The organism is Kribbella sp. NBC_00889 (assembly GCF_045207705.1).
Lineage (GTDB): Bacteria > Actinomycetota > Actinomycetes > Propionibacteriales > Kribbellaceae > Kribbella.
This window is the reverse complement of record NZ_CP108783.1, coordinates 2958172-2973291: the sequence shown is the minus strand read 5'-3', so window position 1 is coordinate 2973291 and position 15120 is coordinate 2958172. Positions and strand designations below refer to the sequence as shown.

Here is a 15120-nt window from a genome sequence, read left to right as displayed (position 1 = left end):
TCGCCTTACTCGAGGCAGATCCGGAACGGGTGCCCTGCGGGGTCGGCGTAGATCCGCCAGCCGCGACCGTTGCCGGCCGGTGGCGGGTCCAGGGGGTCGAGCGGTTCGGCCCCGAGGGCGACCACGGTCGCGTGGCCGCTGGAAATGTCCTCGACGATGAGGTCGAGATGGAGATCCTGCGCGTCGGTGCCGGGCCAGGTGGCCGGCACGTACTCCTCCGAGCGGCGGAAGGCCAGCACCGAGTTGCCCAGCGACGAACCGGGGCCGGTCAGGCTCCGCCAGTCGTCGTCACCGTTCTCGTCGATGTCCAGCCCCAGCAGCGCTGAGTAGAACTGGGCGAGCTCGAGTGGGTCCGGGCAATCCAGCACCACCGAGCCGAGCCGCCCGGCAGTACTGCCCGGCTGCTCTGCCACCTGCGTCATCTGTCCTCCAGCTTCTGTTCACCAACTGCCCGCCCCTGTCTGGGGCAGGACCGGCCAGGCCCGTCGTGTTCGGAAGGCCCGGCCGCCTACGATGACAGGTCCGACGGACACTTCGCATCTTTCGACACGCCTTCTTGACGGGTCAGCCGGTCGCGGACAGTGAGCAGCCGCCAGGACTACCGGCATAACTCCTAGACACTGGTAGCGCGCCGCCGCTCGGACAGCTTGCGGATCTTCGCGCGGGTGCCGCAGTCCTCCATCGAGCACCAGCGGCGTGATCCGTTCCGGCTCCGGTCGAGGAACAGCCAGCCGCACCCACCCTCGTCGGTCGGGCAGGCGCGCAAATGCCGCAGCTCGACGGTCCGGAGCAGCTCGATCGCGGCGGCCACCAACCGGTCCGGGATCATCAACGCCGGTGCGGTGCCGACGCGCAGGTCGACGACCCCGGAACCGTCGGTCCGCGCGACCAGCATCGAGCGTGCGGCCGCAGCGGCCCAGCGCAGCATCAACCGTTCGTAGACGGACGCCTGCGAGGTTTCCGCCGGCAGCGCAGAAGCCCCGCCCGCGCGCGGAGCCAGGACGGCGTACGTCGCCTCGCGGATCTCGTCCGTCGCCCGGAGAGCCTTCTCGGCCAGGTCCGGGGCACCCTCCCAGACCGCCGCGATCGCCTCACCCTCGGCCGGGTCGACGAGCTCGATCCGGCGACTCCAGTCGAGCAGGTCCGTCGGCCGTCTCAGATAGTCGCGCAGGTCGGGACGGCCCGGAATCCGGGGCGTTACCGTGTTCACGAGGTCCAGGGCCGGATGCCCACCGACAATCCTGAGCTCGTCGCGAAAACTGTCGGTCATGGGTGAGATGCTACCACCATACAGTCCTTCAGTGGAATCACAGGTGAAGTCATGCCCATCACATCCCGTCGGGCCAACGCGGCCCTGCTCATGCTCGCCGTCAGCACCTTCTCGTACGTGACGATCGAAGTTCTCCCGATCGGCCTGCTGACCGTGATCGCCGGCGACCTCGATCGATCCCGGTCCGAGGTCGGCCTCCTGGTGACCGGGTACGCCGCCGTCGTGGTGGTGGCCTCGATCCCGCTCGCCCGTCTGACGCTGCGGCTGCCCCGCCGCCTTGTGCTGGGCAGCACGCTCGGCGTCCTGGCCGTGTCGACTGCGCTCTCCGCCGCCGCGCCGACGTACCAGATCCTCTTCGCCAGCCGGCTGCTCACCGCGCTCTCCCAGGCACTGTTCTGGGCGATCGCGCCGCCGATCGCGACCAGCCTGTTCCCACCGCAGGTCCGCGGCCGGGTGGTGGCCAGGCTGGCGATCGGCACGGCGCTCGCGCCGGTCCTCGGCATCCCACTCGGCACCTGGCTCGGCGAGCAGGCCGGCTGGCGGGTCCCACTCGCCGTGATGGCCGTTCTCGGCGCCATCGCGTGCGCCGGCATCCTCTTGCTGCTTCCGGCCGTCGAGGGTCGCAACAGAGCAACCGGTCGCGGCAGTTCGCCCGACTTCCGGCGGTACGGCGTGATCCTCGCCAGCTCGGCGATCGGGGTGACCGGCTTCCTGACGTTCAACACCTACGTCACGCCCTTCCTGCTGGACATCACCGGCCTGCCCCGGGATGCCCTTGGCCCGATGCTGTTCGCGAGTGGACTGGGTGGCCTGGCCGGGACGCTGATCGTGGGCCGGATCCTTGATCGATTTCCGTGGGGATCGGTGGTCGTCTCCTATGCGCTCCTCAGCTCTGCGCTCGCGGGCCTCTACGTCTTCGGCAGTCACCTGGTGGCCACAGTCGCCCTGATCGCTGTCACCGGCCTCGCCTTCATGGGGATGGCCGTCGCAGTGCAGAACCGCACACTGCAGGTCGCTCCAGGCAGCACCGACCTCGCCTCGGCCGGCACGAGCTCCGCGTTCAACGTGGGCATCGCTGCGGGTGCGTTCATCGGTGGTGGCCTGGTCGACGGTGTCGGAGTGCGCAGCGTGGCCCTGGTCGGCGCCCTGCTGGCCGCCGCAGCGGTTCTGACGCTGTTGGCCGAGCCGGTGCTGGCTCGGCGCCCGGTCCGGGTGGCAGAGTGCGAACATGACCGTCCTGAGCGACAGGTTTGTGAAGAGGCGGCATGACGCGCCCCACGGGTTCTTCGAGGTCGAGGCCGCCGGCCTGCACTGGCTCGCCGTACCGGGCGGTGTGCCGGTGGCCACGCCGGTCGATGTCTCCAGCGACCACCTGAGCACTGTCCGGCTCGACCTCGTTCCGCCGACCGGAGCGGCCGCGGACGAGTTCGGCCGGCGGCTTGCGGTCACCCACGACGCCGGCGCGCGGCACTTCGGCGTACCGCCGGATGGGTGGGACGGCGACGGCTACATCGGCACGATCGGGTTGCCGCACGCGCTGGAGCCGCTGAAGCCGTGGGGTGAGTTCTTCGCCAACCTCCGGCTCCGGCCGTACCTGCGGGCGGCGTACGACCGAGGCACGATCGACGGGCACCAACTGGAGGTGTTCGAGCTGGTGTGCAGGCGGCTGGCGGCCGGCCAGTACGACGACCCGTCGGAGCCGCCGAGCCGGATCCACGGTGACCTCTGGTCGGGCAACGTCCTCTGGAGGGCGGACGGCGTACACCTGATCGACCCTGCCGCGCACGGCGGTCACCGCGAGACGGACCTGGCCATGCTCGGCCTCTTCGGCATGCCGCAGCTCGAGCGAGTCCTGCGTGTGTACGACGAGGTGCATCCGCTTGCGGAGGGTTGGCGTGACCGGGTCGGACTGCACCGGCTGCACCCCTTGCTGACCCACGTGGTGATGTTCGGCGGGAGCTATGTCGCGCAGGCGATCGCCATCGCGCACAAATATGGATAAGACTCTTCCAAACAACCCACGCGATCACCGGAGCCCACCCTGATTCCGCAGCCTGTCACCCAGACCCCCCTGCCCGACCAGACCTTCACGCTGCAGTCCTCGGCGACTGTCGGCGTACTCAGCACCGACGAGGCGGCCACCTCGGTGGCTGACCAGCTCGCCGCTCAGCTCCGCCTGTCCACCGGCTTCGCCTTGCCTGTGGAGCCGGGCACCGGCACCATCACGCTCTCGACCGACGGGCCGAGCTCGCTCGGCGCGGAGGGCTACGAGCTCCGCGTGGACAGCTCGGCGGTGACGCTCACCGCGGCCACGGCCGAGGGCCTCTTCCGGGCCGTGACCACGCTCCGCCAGCTGCTTCCGGCCATGGCGGATGCCGGCACGGAGCAGTCCGGCCCCTGGGAGATCGCCGGTACGACGATCGCCGACGCACCGCGCTACCCGTACCGCGGCGTCATGCTCGACGTGTCCCGGCACTTCCGCTCGGTCGCCGAGGTCAAGCGCTGCATCGACCTCGCGTCGCTCTACAAGCTCAACCGGCTCCACCTGCATCTGTCCGACGACCAGGGCTGGCGAGTCCAGGTGGACTCCTGGCCGGAGCTGACCAAGCACGGAGCCAGCTCCGAGGTCGGGGGCGGCCCAGGTGGCCACTACACCAAGGCGGACTTCGCCGAGATCATCCTGTACGCCGCGGAGCGGTTCGTCACCGTGGTCCCGGAGATCGACACCCCGGGACACACCAACGCGGCGCTGACGTCGTACCCCGAGCTGAACGCCGACGGCGAGGCCACGGAGTACTTCACCGGCACCGAGGTCGGATTCAGCTCGCTCGCCGTGCACAAGGACGTCACCTACGACTTCCTGGACGATGTCTTCCGGGAGGTGGCCGAGCAGACGCCGGGCGACGTCATCCACCTCGGTGGGGACGAGGCACACTCGACTCCGCACTCGGACTACCTCACGTTCGTGCCGAAGGCGGCCGAACTGGTCGTCAAGCACGGCAAGCGCGTGATGGGCTGGCACGAGATCGCCGATGCACCGCTGCCCGCCGGAAGCATCGTGCAGTACTGGGGTACCGACGACGACCGGTCGCGGGAGCTGACCCGCAACGCGGCGGCCAACGGCGCCGAGGTGGTGATGTCACCGGCCAACCGGGCGTACTTGGACATGAAGTACGACCAGGACACGCCGTACGGCCTCGACTGGGCCGGTCTGGTGAGTGTGGAGAAGGCCTATCGCTGGGACCCCGCGACGCTGATCCCGAACCTGCCGGAGAGCGCCGTGATCGGCGTGGAGGCGCCGCTGTGGTCGGAGACCTTCGACGACATGTCGAAGATCGAGTACATGGCGTTCCCGCGGCTGCCGGGCATCGCCGAGCTCGGGTGGTCGCGGGCGTCCGCGCTGGACTGGGAGTCGTACAGGGCACGGCTGGCCGGACAGGCGGCGCGCTGGGACGTGCTGAACGTGAACTACTACCGCGCTCCTGAGGTCGACTGGCGCTAGGGGTTGTCAGACACGCCCTTAGTGCCCCAGGACGCGGTCCAGCAGCCATGCGGTGGTCTGGTCCACGTCCTGTTCGGCGACGGTGAGGTGCGTGGCATCCGCTCCTGTGGTGTCACGCACCTCGAGCCGGTAGACGTACCGGTCCGGTTGCGGACGGCCGGTGCCGAGCTTGTCCTGGTCGAGCGCACGCACCGCGGCCTCCAGCTCGCCGGCGTCCGGTTCGGCGCTCGTGTCGAGTTCACCGTGTGCCATCAGGCCGGCGAAACCGCCACTGCGGGTCACTTTGACGATCAAGAGTGCCTCCTCGGGCACACCATTGCGTGCCGCGCAACGAATGTCCAGAGCCGCGCGACACGCCGGGAAACCCGCTCAGGTTCGCGCGACCATCACCCGGCGTACCGGCGAAATGTCCTTCGTTGCCATCGGCCGGAACCCGGCGCCGGCCGCGAATCAGCAGGTCGGCGCGGGATTCGGCGTACGCCGGGGTCCCGGAGAGGCTGGATCGAGCGCACACACAGCGTCGCAGGCGGCGACTATTAGCGACACGTGTTCGTGGTCACCCCTTCCACGCGGCCCCAGATCGGCTACAGTTGTCGCGTTGCACTTTTGGACTCCCACTGACTTTCGCTGTGCTGCATGGCCGGTTCTGTCTTCTGGGGCCTTTCGGCGACACGTGGCTCATGAGGTGTGGGTCGCGGTTTGTTACAAGCCATCAAGGAGATAGACACAAATGGCTGTCGGTACTGTCAAGTGGTTCAACGCTGACAAGGGCTTCGGCTTCATCACCCCGGATGACGGTGGCGCGGACGTGTTCGCGCACTACTCGGCCATCCAGACCTCGGGCTTCCGCTCGCTGGACGAGAACCAGCGCGTCGAGTTCGAGATCACCCAGGGCCAGAAGGGCCTGCAGGCGGAGAACATCCGCCCGATCTGATCTCTGGATCACCCTTCTCGAAACTGAAATGAAAGAGCCGCACACCGCCCGGTGTGCGGCTCTTTCGCCACCCCGGCGCCCTAGCGGTAGCGGGGAACGACCTCGGCGACAACCTGCTCCAGGACGTCCTCGCTGCTCGCGTAGACGCCTTCGGAGCGGGGCCAATGGGTGATGACGTCGGTGAAGCCCAGCTCCCCCGCACGGCCGACGACGTCCTCGAAGGCGGCCACGCTGGACAGTGAGTAGCGAGCCGAGTCCAAGGCCAGGTAGCGGTCGAACGACTTGCCCTGGAGTACGTCGTCCAGCCGGTGGCTGAGATCGACGACGGACGCGAACCAGGTGTCGAAGTCCGGCGACTTCAGGCCCGTCGTCACCCAGCCGGTGCCGTACTTCGTGGCGAGCCGGAGCGACCGTGGTCCGTTCGCGGCCATGATGAACGGCACCCGCGGCTGCTGCACGCATCCCGGCAGAGTGCGGCCGTTGCGGGTCTCGAAGTACTCGCCGAGGTAGTCGACACCGTCGGTCGTCAGCAGCTTGTCCAGCACCTCGACGAACTCCGTCAGCCGGTCCACCTTCTCCCGCGCGGTCAGCTCCGGACCGCCCTGGATCGTCGCGTCGATGCCGCCGCCCGACCCGATGCCGCACAGGAAGCGCCCGCCGGACACGTCGTCGAGGGCCAGGATGTCGCGGGTCAGCGCGAGTGGATGACGGAAGTTCGGCGACGTCACGAACGTGCCCAGCCGGATCGTCGACGTCACCAGCGCCGCCGCGGTCAGCGTCGGCGTCGTGCCGTACCACGGCGAGTCCTGCAGGCCGCCCCAGGTCAGGTGGTCGTAGGTCCAGACATGGTCGAAGCCGAGCTCCTCCGCCCGCCGCCACCGCGGCGCCGCGTCCTTCCACCGGTACTCCGGCAGGATCGTGATCCCGAATCGCATGCCCGCACCCTAGTACGCCGGCTGTTTCCCGAGTTTGCCGAAGGCATCCAATGGCTGCGTCTTCTGCTAGCGCGCCGGGGTCGGGAAGCTGGCCAGGGAGCTCGTGCCGATGCTGCCCAGCCAGACTTTGCCGTCCCGCTCGCGCACCCCGGTGGGCATGTGGAAGTCCGGGTGTTTGGCGCGGAGGTCGTGCACCAGCGTGCCGTTGTCGTCGTACGCCTGGATCTCGATGATGTCGGCGGCCTTCGGTTTGAGGGCTTCGGGCAACTGCCAGACGAGCTTGCGGAAGACTGGCTGCTTCGGCAGCAGGAGGTCGAGGAGCGCGTTGCGAGGCGAGCCGATCGCCACCCAGATCAGGCCGTCCGAGCCACGCGCGATGTTGTCCGGGAGCCCTGGGATCGCGGCCACCTGTACCGGATCGGCTTCAGGATCCACGAGGTCGAGCTTGAACAGCCCGTACGTCGCGGTCTCGGCCCAGAAGAGCGTACGGCGATCACCGCTGAGCGCCACGCCGTTGGGGAACGAACGGCCAGTGGCCAGCTGGGTGATCTGACCGTCCGGGGTCAGCCGGTACACACTGCCCGTCGAGGAATGCTCCAGCAGGTCGGCCATCCACTCGTCGACGCCGAAGCGCGTGGACGAGTCGGTGAAGTAGATCGTGCCGTCCGGCATCACGTCCGCGTTGTTGCAGAAACGCATCGGGCGGCCGTCGATCTCGGCCAGCAGCGTCGCGATCCGGCCGTCCTTGTCCAGCGTCAGCAGACCGCGGTTCGCGTCGCAGACCAGCACCTTGCCGTCCGGCAACCACTCGAGACCGAGTGGCCGCCCACCGGTGTCCGCCACCGTGGTGATCGTCTTCCCGTCCCCGCTGACCCGCAGGATCCGCCCGTCGAACAGACCGGTCAGCACACTCCCGTCGTCATCGATCAGCGTGTCCTCCGGCCCCTTCCCCGGCATCGCCACCGTCTCCACAGCGACGTTCTTCGGGTGACGAGCCGCGGCAGCCGGCGGCGGCGTCCAACGCACCGGCGAGATCGAAGACTTCATGCCGCCGACCTTAACGCGTATGTCGCACTGCCTGTCAGTGGGTCAGCACGAAACGCGACAGCCCGGGCCGATCGGCGATCGGTCCGGGCTGGGCGTTGCAGATCAGAAGATGACCTCGCCGCGGGCGCGGCGGGCGCGGAGTTTTTCGAGGGCCTCTTCGAGGATCTCGGCGGCCTCCTGCTCGCTGCGCCGTTCCTTCACGTAGGCCAGGTGCGTCTTGTAGGGCTCGATCTTCGGCGGCGGGGGCGGGTTGTTCACATCGGTGCTGGTCGGCAGACCGCACCGCGGACAATCCCACGCCTCCGGGATCGCTGCCTCGACGGCGAACACCGTCGCGGTCTCGTGCCCGTTCGCACAGAAGAACACGATGCGCTGCCGGGGCGCGCTGTCGCCGCGCTCCGCCTCGCCCATCGGGCCCGCACCGACCCGGCTGCCACGAATCGCACTACCACCACCAGCCACGGGAACCTACTCCCCCTCAGCCGAGCTTGTAGAGCAGGCCGAGCGCCACGATGGCAGCGAACCAGACCAGACCGATGCCGATCGTGATCCGGTCCAGGTTCCGCTCCGCGACCGATGAGCCGCCCAGGCTGGACGACACACCGCCACCGAACAGGTCGGACAGACCGCCACCGCGGCCTTTGTGCAGCAGCACGAGCAGCGTGAGGATCAGGCTGCAGATGATCACGACGATCGAGAAAGCGAGAATCACGAGGAGTAGCCTAACTGAAGGTCCAGGTAACGGCAGATTCCGGCGAACTCGTCGACCTGCAGGCTGGCACCGCCCACCAGGCAACCGTCCACGTCCGGTTGGGCCATGATGCCACCTGCGCTGGCCATCTTCACCGATCCGCCGTAAAGAATCCGTACCGAGTCGGCCACCGAGGGTGAGAACGTCTCCTCCAGCCGGCCGCGGATCCCCGCGATGACCTCCTGCGCGTCCTCCGGGGTGGCCACCTCGCCGGTGCCGATCGCCCAGACCGGCTCGTAGGCGATGACGAGCTTGCGAACGTCGTCCGCCTTCAGCCCGGCGAGCGCGCCGTCGATCTGGTTCACGCAGTGCTCGACGTGACCGTTGGCCTGCCGGACCTCGAGGCCCTCGCCGACACAGACGATCGGGATCAGTCCGGCCTCGAGCACCTTGGCCGCCTTGGCGTTCACCACCGCATCGGTCTCGTGGTGGTACTGCCTGCGCTCGGAGTGCCCGGCCAGCACATAGGTGCAGCCGAGCTTGGACAGCATCGCCGCCGAGATCTCACCGGTGTAGGCGCCCGCGTCATGCACCGACACGTCCTGGGCGCCGTACTTGATCTTCATCCGGTCACCGTCGACCAGCGTCTGCACGCTGCGGATGTCGGTGAACGGCGGCAGCACCGCGACCTCGACCCGATCGAAGTCGTGCTTCTTGTCCTGCAGCGTCCACGACAGCTTCTGTAGCAGGTGCACGGCCTCAACATGGTTGAGGTTCATCTTCCAGTTGCCCGCCATGAGTGGCGTACGGGCAGCATCTGCCATCGTGCTCAGTCCTCTTCCAGTACTGCGAGACCCGGGAGCTCCTTGCCCTCCAGATATTCGAGCGACGCCCCACCACCGGTGGAGATGTGCCCGAACGCGTCGTCCGCGAAGCCTAGCTGGCGCACGGCCGCGGCGGAGTCACCGCCACCCACCACGCTCAGCCCGTCCACCTCGGTCAACGCCTGCGCGACGGCCTTCGTTCCGCCCGCGAACGCCTCCATCTCGAAGACGCCCATCGGGCCGTTCCAGAACACCGTCTTCGCCCCGGCGATCTCGGCGGCGAACGCCTTGCCGGACTCCGGGCCGATGTCGAGGCCGAGCTGGTCGGCCGGGATCGCGTCCGCGGCCACGACAGTCGCCGGCGAATCGGCCTTGAACTCGGGCGCGACCACGATGTCGGTCGGCAGCACGATCTCGACGCCCTTGGCCTTCGCGGTCTCCAGGTAGCCCTTGACCGTGTCCAGCTGGTCGTCCTCGAGCAGGCTCTTGCCGACCTCGTGCCCCTGCGCCTTCAGGAAGGTGAAGACCATGCCGCCACCGATCAGCAGCTTGTCGGCCTTGGCCAGCAGGTTGTCGATCACCGCGAGCTTGTCCGACACCTTCGCGCCGCCGAGCACGACGACGTACGGGCGCTGCGGGCTCTCGGTCAGCTTCTTCAGTACGTCGACCTCCGCCAGCACCAGGCCGCCCGCGGCGTGCGGCAGCTGGCGTGCGACGTCGTACACACTGGCCTGCTTGCGGTGCACCACACCGAAGCCATCGCTGACGAACACATCGGCCAGCGCGGCCAGCTCTTCGGCCAACGCACCCCGCTGCGTCTCGTCCTTGCTCTCCTCGCGCGGGTCGTACCGCACGTTCTCGAGCAGCAGCACCTCGCCCTCGTCCAGCTCCTGGACGGCCTCCTGCGCGCTGTCACCGGTGACGTCGGCCGCGAAGCGCACGGTGATGCCCTCGGGCTGCAGGAGCTCGCCGAGCCGCTTGGCCACCGGGGCCAGGGTGAACTTCGGGTCCGGCGTGCCCTTCGGGCGGCCGAGGTGCGCGGTGACGATCACCTTCGCGCCGGCCTTGGCCAGCTGGACCAGCGTCGGCAGCGACGCGCGGATCCGGCCGTCGTCGCCGATCGTGTCGCCGTCGATCGGCACATTCAGGTCGGAGCGGACCAGCACCCGCAGGCCGGCCACGTCGCCCAGTTCTTCAATCGTCTTCACTGTCAGCTTCCTTCGAAGAAACGGCTAACGTCCGGAGAACTGTGGCACGAAGCCACAGTTCTCCGGACGCAACGTGAACGGGACGCGTCAGAGCGAGGCGCCGACGTGGTTGACCAGGTCGACGAGGCGGTTCGAGTAGCCCCACTCGTTGTCGTACCAGCCGACGACCTTGACCTGGTTGCCGATCACCTTGGTCAGGCCCGCGTCGAAGATGCAGGACGCCGGGTCGGTGACGATGTCGGTGGAGACGATCTCGTCCTCGGTGTAGGTCAGGTAGCCCTTCAGGCTGCCCTCGGCGGCGGCGGCCTTGTAGGCCTCCTTGACCTCGTCGGCGGTGACCTCGCGGCCGACGGTGACGGTGAGGTCGGTGGCCGAGCCGGTCGGGACCGGGACGCGCAGCGCGTAGCCGTCCAGCTTGCCCTTGAGCTCGGGCAGCACCAGGCCGATCGCCTTCGCGGCGCCGGTGGAGGTCGGCACGATGTTCAGCGCGGCGGCGCGGGCGCGACGCAGGTCCTTGTGCGGGCCGTCCTGCAGGTTCTGGTCCTGCGTGTACGCGTGGATCGTGGTCATCAGACCCTTCTCGATCGTGAACGCGTCGTGCAGGACCTTGGCCAGCGGGGCGATGCAGTTGGTGGTGCAGGACGCGTTCGAGATCACGGTGTGCTTCTCGGCGTCGTACAGGTCGTGGTTCACGCCCATCACCACGGTCAGGTCCTCGTTCTTCGCCGGGGCGGAGATGATGACCTTCTTGGCTCCGTTGTCGGCGTGCGTCTTGGCCTTGGTGGCGTCGGTGAAGAAGCCGGTCGACTCGATCACGACGTCGGCGCCGACGTCGGCCCACTTCAGGTTCGAGGGGTCGCGCTCGGCGAACGCCTTGAAGCTGTGACCGGAGACGGTGATGTCGTCGTCGGTCGCGGAGACCTCACCAGGGAAGCGGCCCAGGATCGAGTCGTACTTCAGCAGGTGAGCGAGGGTCTGGTTGTCGGTCAGGTCGTTGACGGCGACGACCTCGATGTCGGCACCGGACGCCTGCGCGGCGCGGAAGAAGTTACGGCCGATCCGGCCGAAGCCGTTGATACCTACGCGTACGGTCACGGGACTGCGTCTCCTCAGAACTAGCTTTCGAGCACTGCCGCTTCACCCCGAACACTAGCCCAAGAGCCCACTCGGCCAACTGGTAGCGTCCACAGCAGACCAGCGCCGCTCGCGACGGCCCGACGGGCGGACCAGCGGCACGCACAACGGCCCCGGAAACCTTCCGGGGCCGCCATGTGAATACCAGTTGACTGGCTGGTACTGGATCAGGCCGGGTCGAGCATCTCCGGCGTCAGGTTCGCCTCGGTGTTCGGGATGCCGAGGTCGGCGGCGCGCTTGTCCGCCATCGCCAGCAGGCGGCGGATGCGGCCGGCGACCGCGTCCTTGGTGAGGGCCGGCTCGTGCAGCTGGCCGAGCTCCTCCAGACTCGCCTGCTTGTGCTCGAGCCGCAGCTTGCCCGCCACCTGCAGATGGTCGGGTACGTCGTCGCCCAGGATCTCCAGCGCACGCTCGACGCGTGCACCGGCCGCGACCGCTGCACGCGCGGAGCGGCGCAGATTCGCGTCGTCGAAGTTGGCCAGCCGGTTCGCTGTCGCGCGGACCTCGCGGCGCATCCGCCGCTCCTCCCACGCCAGCACGGACTCGTGCGCACCGAGGCGGGTCAGCAGTGCACCGATCGCGTCGCCGTCGCGGATCACCACGCGGTCGACGTTGCGTACTTCGCGGGCCTTCGAACCGATGCCGAGTCGCCGGGCAGCGCCGACCAGCGCCAGAGCAGCCTCGGGACCGGGGCAGGTCACCTCGAGCGAGGACGACCGGCCGGGCTCGGTCAGCGAGCCGTGCGCGAGGAAGGCACCACGCCACGCGGCCACCGCATCGCAGGAGGCGCCCGACACGACGGCCGGCGGAAGGCCGCGGACCGGACGGCCGCGGTTGTCGACCAGCCCGGTCTGGCGGGCCAGCGCGTCACCGTCGCGCACCACGCGGACGACGTACTTCGTCTGCTTCCGGATTCCGGACGGGGAGATCACGACGACGTCCGACGGGTGGCCGAAGATCTCGGCGATGTCCTTGCGCAGCCGGCGAGCGGCGGCGCCGCTGTCCAGTTCGGCTTCGATGACGATCCGCCCGGACACCAGGTGCAGACCGCCCGCGAAGCGTAGGACGGAGGACACCTCGGCCTTGCGGCAACAGGGTTTCGTGACCTGAATACTGGTCAACTCGGACTTCACCTGTGCTGTCATCGCCATGAACGCCATCCTCCCACCGCTGTCAAAGACCCTCGGGCTGCAACTCCAACGGCCACCCGGCCGATCTGTTACGGGCGGTGCAACCTTCCGAACAACTCGCCGCATTCCCTCATCGACACCTGTGAGGAGGCTGGATGAGACGACGCGACGAGGACGAGTTCACCGAGTTCGCCGCGCTGACCATGCCCAGGCTGCGCCGTACGGCGTACCTGATGTGCGGCGACTGGCATCGCGCTGAGGACGCCGCCCAGGACGCACTCGTGAGTGTGTACCGGCGCTGGAACCGGATCGAGCGCGGGGACGGTCTGCTGGGGTACGCCCACCGCTGCGTGGTGAACGCCGTGCTGACGCAGGCCCGCCGCCCCTGGCGCCGCGAACGCCTCGACGACATCACCGACGAGAGCACCGCACCGCTGCGGGATGCCGTCGGGGCCGTTGACGACCGTCTGCTCGTGGTGCGGGCACTCGCCGCACTGCCGCCGAGTCAGCGGGCCTGCGTCGTCCTACGGCACTACGCGGACCTGAGCCTCGAACAGACCGCCGAAGTCCTCGGTGTCGGCATCGGCGGAGTGAAGAGCCAGACCTCTCGCGGCCTGGCCCGCCTCCGCGAACTACTCGACCAGACCGTGAGGAGCACACCGTGAGCACCGACCTCGAACAGCTGATGATCCAGGCCGCCGACGACACTGATCACCCACTGCAGACGTCCGTCGACGACATCGTTCGCCGCGGCCGCCGGACGACGCGGATCACTCGGGCCGCGACCGCCGCCACCACCCTTGTCACCACCGCCGCGGTGGTCGCAGGCATCACCGCGTGGACCGGACACCGCCCCGACGGCGTCCAGCCGGCCGGTGTCCCGGGTGCCGGGCCGACGCTCCAGCCGGCAGCCAGCCATCTCACCGACGCGCAGATCGTCAGTCGCTGCAGACCTCTCGACGACCAATGGCAGCTCGGCAACCACAAGGCCGGCGGCGGCACAGGATCGATCGCCGGCTGGAAGGTCGCCATCAGCCAGGCGGCCGACAACTGGATCCGGGCGATCCTGGTGTCCCCCGACAAGAAGAAATGGGCGATCTGCCAGGAGAACTCCAACGCCGGCGCCCCCACCGACTACTACCTGCGCGAGGACCTCAAGTTCCAGGAGGCCTTCGTGAACTGGACCGACAACAACGGCACGGAAGGACCCGTGCCCAAGAGCGTCGCTTCGGTCGAGATCCAGATCGACGGCGTCACCAGCGAGGCCGCGGTGAAGAACGGCTTCATGCTCTGGTACGCCGATCTCACCCCCCTCAAGGTGCGGGACAAGCCGATCTGGGCGATCTACTACGACAAGAACGGCCGGGAGCTCGCGCGGTTCGACACGAACATCTACAACCCGTGGGAGGGGGAAAGCTCGCACCGCAAACCGGTCTACCCGCGGTGAGTCACTCGAAGAGTTCGCGGTAGATCTTGGCCAGTTTGCCTGGGTCGTGGTGGAGCTGGCGGTCCTCGGCGGCGATGTCGGCGATCACCAGGTCGGCGCCGAGGGCTTGCGCAGTACGGCGCAGCGACTCCGGGTCGGGGACATGTTGTTCGTCGGCGAGGACGACATCGATGCGCAGATCCGGCGCATGAGCCGCCAGCACTTCGAGGTGCGTTTCCGGCGAGAAACCGTCGGTCTCGCCCTTCTGTTCACCGAGGTTCAGGGTGAGCAACCGGCGAGCGCTCGTTTCCTGGAGGCCGCGAGACAGTTCGGGAACCAGCAAGTTCGGGATCACTGACGTGAACCACGAGCCCGGGCCGACCACCACCCAGTCGGCCTCCGCGATGGCCACCAGAGCCTCGGGACAGGCCGGCGGATCAGCCGGGTCGAGTGTGACATCGACGACGTGACCCTCGGTCGTCGCCACCTCGGCCTGGCCGCGGATCTCCGCGATCGCCTCCGGATGCTCCGGATCCAGCCCGAGCACGCGCGCGGTGATGTCCAGCGGTACGGCGGACATCGGCAGGACGCGGCCTTGTGCGCCGAGTAGCCGGGCCACCCAGTCGAGTCCGTCGACTGCTTCGCCGAGCAACTCCCACAACGCGACGATCAGCAGGTTGCCGACCGCGTGATCGTGCAATTCACCGTTACTGCGGAACCTGTGCTGCAGTACGTCGGCCCACGTCCTGCCCCACTCGTCGTCGCGGCACAGCGCGGCCAGCGCCATCCGCAGATCACCAGGCGGCAGCACACCGAGCTCGCGACGCAACCGTCCGGATGAGCCACCGTTGTCGGCGACCGTGACGACCGCGGTCAGCTGGTCGGTGACATGACGGAGTGCGGACAGAGAGGCTGCCAGGCCATGCCCCCCACCCAGAGCGACGACCCGCGGGGCTGAGCGGGGGTCTGTGGGTCGCCCCCCAGCCGGCACGTCAGAGCGCCCCGGCCCGTGCTCTCCG

18 protein-coding genes are annotated in these 15120 nt (G+C 68.5%); 6 read left to right on the top strand and 12 right to left on the bottom strand.

Annotation, left to right across the window (positions count from 1 at the left end):
- Positions 1-5 precede the first annotated feature (5 nt).
- The gene (locus OG817_RS14400; protein ID WP_396390646.1) at positions 6-422 is read right to left on the bottom strand and encodes a VOC family protein; all 417 of its coding nucleotides are present in this window, start codon (positions 420-422) and stop codon (positions 6-8) included.
- Positions 423-613: 191 nt separating this feature from the next.
- Complete coding sequence (locus OG817_RS14395; RefSeq protein ID WP_406054905.1) at positions 614-1270, bottom strand: CGNR zinc finger domain-containing protein; 657 nt, start codon at positions 1268-1270, stop codon at positions 614-616.
- A gap of 51 nt (positions 1271-1321) precedes the next feature.
- On the opposite strand from OG817_RS14395, the gene OG817_RS14390 reads away from it, so the two are divergent.
- From OG817_RS14390 to OG817_RS14380, 3 genes are read left to right on the top strand one after another with little or no spacing between them, the layout of a single operon-like run.
- A complete protein-coding gene (locus tag OG817_RS14390) occupies positions 1322-2539 on the top strand; it encodes an MFS transporter (RefSeq protein ID WP_406054903.1) in 1218 nt (405 codons plus the stop codon).
- A complete protein-coding gene (locus OG817_RS14385; protein WP_406054901.1) occupies positions 2499-3272 on the top strand; it encodes a fructosamine kinase family protein in 774 nt (257 codons plus the stop codon). The genes OG817_RS14390 and OG817_RS14385 overlap by 41 nt, the downstream gene beginning before the upstream one ends.
- Before the next feature lie 39 nt (positions 3273-3311).
- Positions 3312-4772, top strand: coding sequence for a beta-N-acetylhexosaminidase (locus OG817_RS14380; protein ID WP_406057444.1), 1461 nt, complete (start codon positions 3312-3314; stop codon positions 4770-4772).
- 18 nt (positions 4773-4790) lie between these two features.
- Here the strand turns inward: OG817_RS14380 and OG817_RS14375 are convergent, their stop codons facing one another.
- Positions 4791-5066 carry a protealysin inhibitor emfourin gene (locus tag OG817_RS14375; RefSeq protein WP_396390651.1) on the bottom strand — a complete coding sequence of 92 codons (276 nt, stop codon included), beginning with the start codon at positions 5064-5066 and terminating at the stop codon, positions 4791-4793.
- A 436-nt stretch (positions 5067-5502) separates the two neighbouring features.
- Here OG817_RS14375 and OG817_RS14370 point away from each other — a divergent pair, with 436 nt between their 5' ends.
- The gene (locus OG817_RS14370; protein ID WP_012921273.1) at positions 5503-5706 is read left to right on the top strand and encodes a cold-shock protein; all 204 of its coding nucleotides are present in this window, start codon (positions 5503-5505) and stop codon (positions 5704-5706) included.
- 80 nt (positions 5707-5786) lie between these two features.
- Here OG817_RS14370 and OG817_RS14365 read toward each other — a convergent pair whose 3' ends face one another.
- The 8 genes from OG817_RS14365 to whiA form a co-directional block, all read right to left on the bottom strand.
- Complete coding sequence (locus tag OG817_RS14365; RefSeq protein ID WP_406054897.1) at positions 5787-6641, bottom strand: LLM class flavin-dependent oxidoreductase; 855 nt, start codon at positions 6639-6641, stop codon at positions 5787-5789.
- Between the two features lie 66 nt (positions 6642-6707).
- On the bottom strand, positions 6708-7688 hold the full coding sequence (locus tag OG817_RS14360; RefSeq protein ID WP_406054895.1) for an SMP-30/gluconolactonase/LRE family protein: 981 nt from the start codon (positions 7686-7688) through the stop codon (positions 6708-6710).
- A 102-nt stretch (positions 7689-7790) separates the two neighbouring features.
- The gene (locus tag OG817_RS14355) at positions 7791-8150 is read right to left on the bottom strand and encodes an RNA polymerase-binding protein RbpA (protein ID WP_131356954.1); all 360 of its coding nucleotides are present in this window, start codon (positions 8148-8150) and stop codon (positions 7791-7793) included.
- A 16-nt stretch (positions 8151-8166) separates the two neighbouring features.
- A complete protein-coding gene (gene secG / locus OG817_RS14350) occupies positions 8167-8400 on the bottom strand; it encodes a preprotein translocase subunit SecG (RefSeq protein ID WP_131356951.1) in 234 nt (77 codons plus the stop codon).
- Positions 8397-9203 carry a triose-phosphate isomerase gene (tpiA, locus tag OG817_RS14345; RefSeq protein WP_406054892.1) on the bottom strand — a complete coding sequence of 269 codons (807 nt, stop codon included), beginning with the start codon at positions 9201-9203 and terminating at the stop codon, positions 8397-8399. The genes secG and tpiA overlap by 4 nt, the downstream gene beginning before the upstream one ends.
- 5 nt (positions 9204-9208) lie before the next feature.
- Complete coding sequence (locus OG817_RS14340; protein ID WP_406054890.1) at positions 9209-10411, bottom strand: phosphoglycerate kinase; 1203 nt, start codon at positions 10409-10411, stop codon at positions 9209-9211.
- Positions 10412-10498: 87 nt separating this feature from the next.
- Complete coding sequence (gene gap, locus OG817_RS14335) at positions 10499-11506, bottom strand: type I glyceraldehyde-3-phosphate dehydrogenase (RefSeq protein WP_396390661.1); 1008 nt, start codon at positions 11504-11506, stop codon at positions 10499-10501.
- A gap of 206 nt (positions 11507-11712) precedes the next feature.
- Positions 11713-12696, bottom strand: a complete 984-nt coding sequence (gene whiA / locus OG817_RS14330; protein WP_131515928.1) for a DNA-binding protein WhiA — start codon at positions 12694-12696, stop codon at positions 11713-11715.
- A gap of 134 nt (positions 12697-12830) precedes the next feature.
- Between whiA and OG817_RS14325 the strand changes: the two genes are divergently transcribed.
- Positions 12831-13340 carry a SigE family RNA polymerase sigma factor gene (locus OG817_RS14325; RefSeq protein ID WP_406054887.1) on the top strand — a complete coding sequence of 170 codons (510 nt, stop codon included), beginning with the start codon at positions 12831-12833 and terminating at the stop codon, positions 13338-13340.
- Positions 13337-14122 carry a hypothetical protein gene (locus tag OG817_RS14320; protein WP_406054885.1) on the top strand — a complete coding sequence of 262 codons (786 nt, stop codon included), beginning with the start codon at positions 13337-13339 and terminating at the stop codon, positions 14120-14122. Before OG817_RS14325 ends, OG817_RS14320 begins: the two co-directional genes overlap by 4 nt.
- Before the next feature lies 1 nt (position 14123).
- Here the strand turns inward: OG817_RS14320 and yvcK are convergent, their stop codons facing one another.
- A complete protein-coding gene (yvcK, locus tag OG817_RS14315) occupies positions 14124-15092 on the bottom strand; it encodes a uridine diphosphate-N-acetylglucosamine-binding protein YvcK (RefSeq protein ID WP_396390665.1) in 969 nt (322 codons plus the stop codon).
- Positions 15093-15120: the final 28 nt, after the last annotated feature.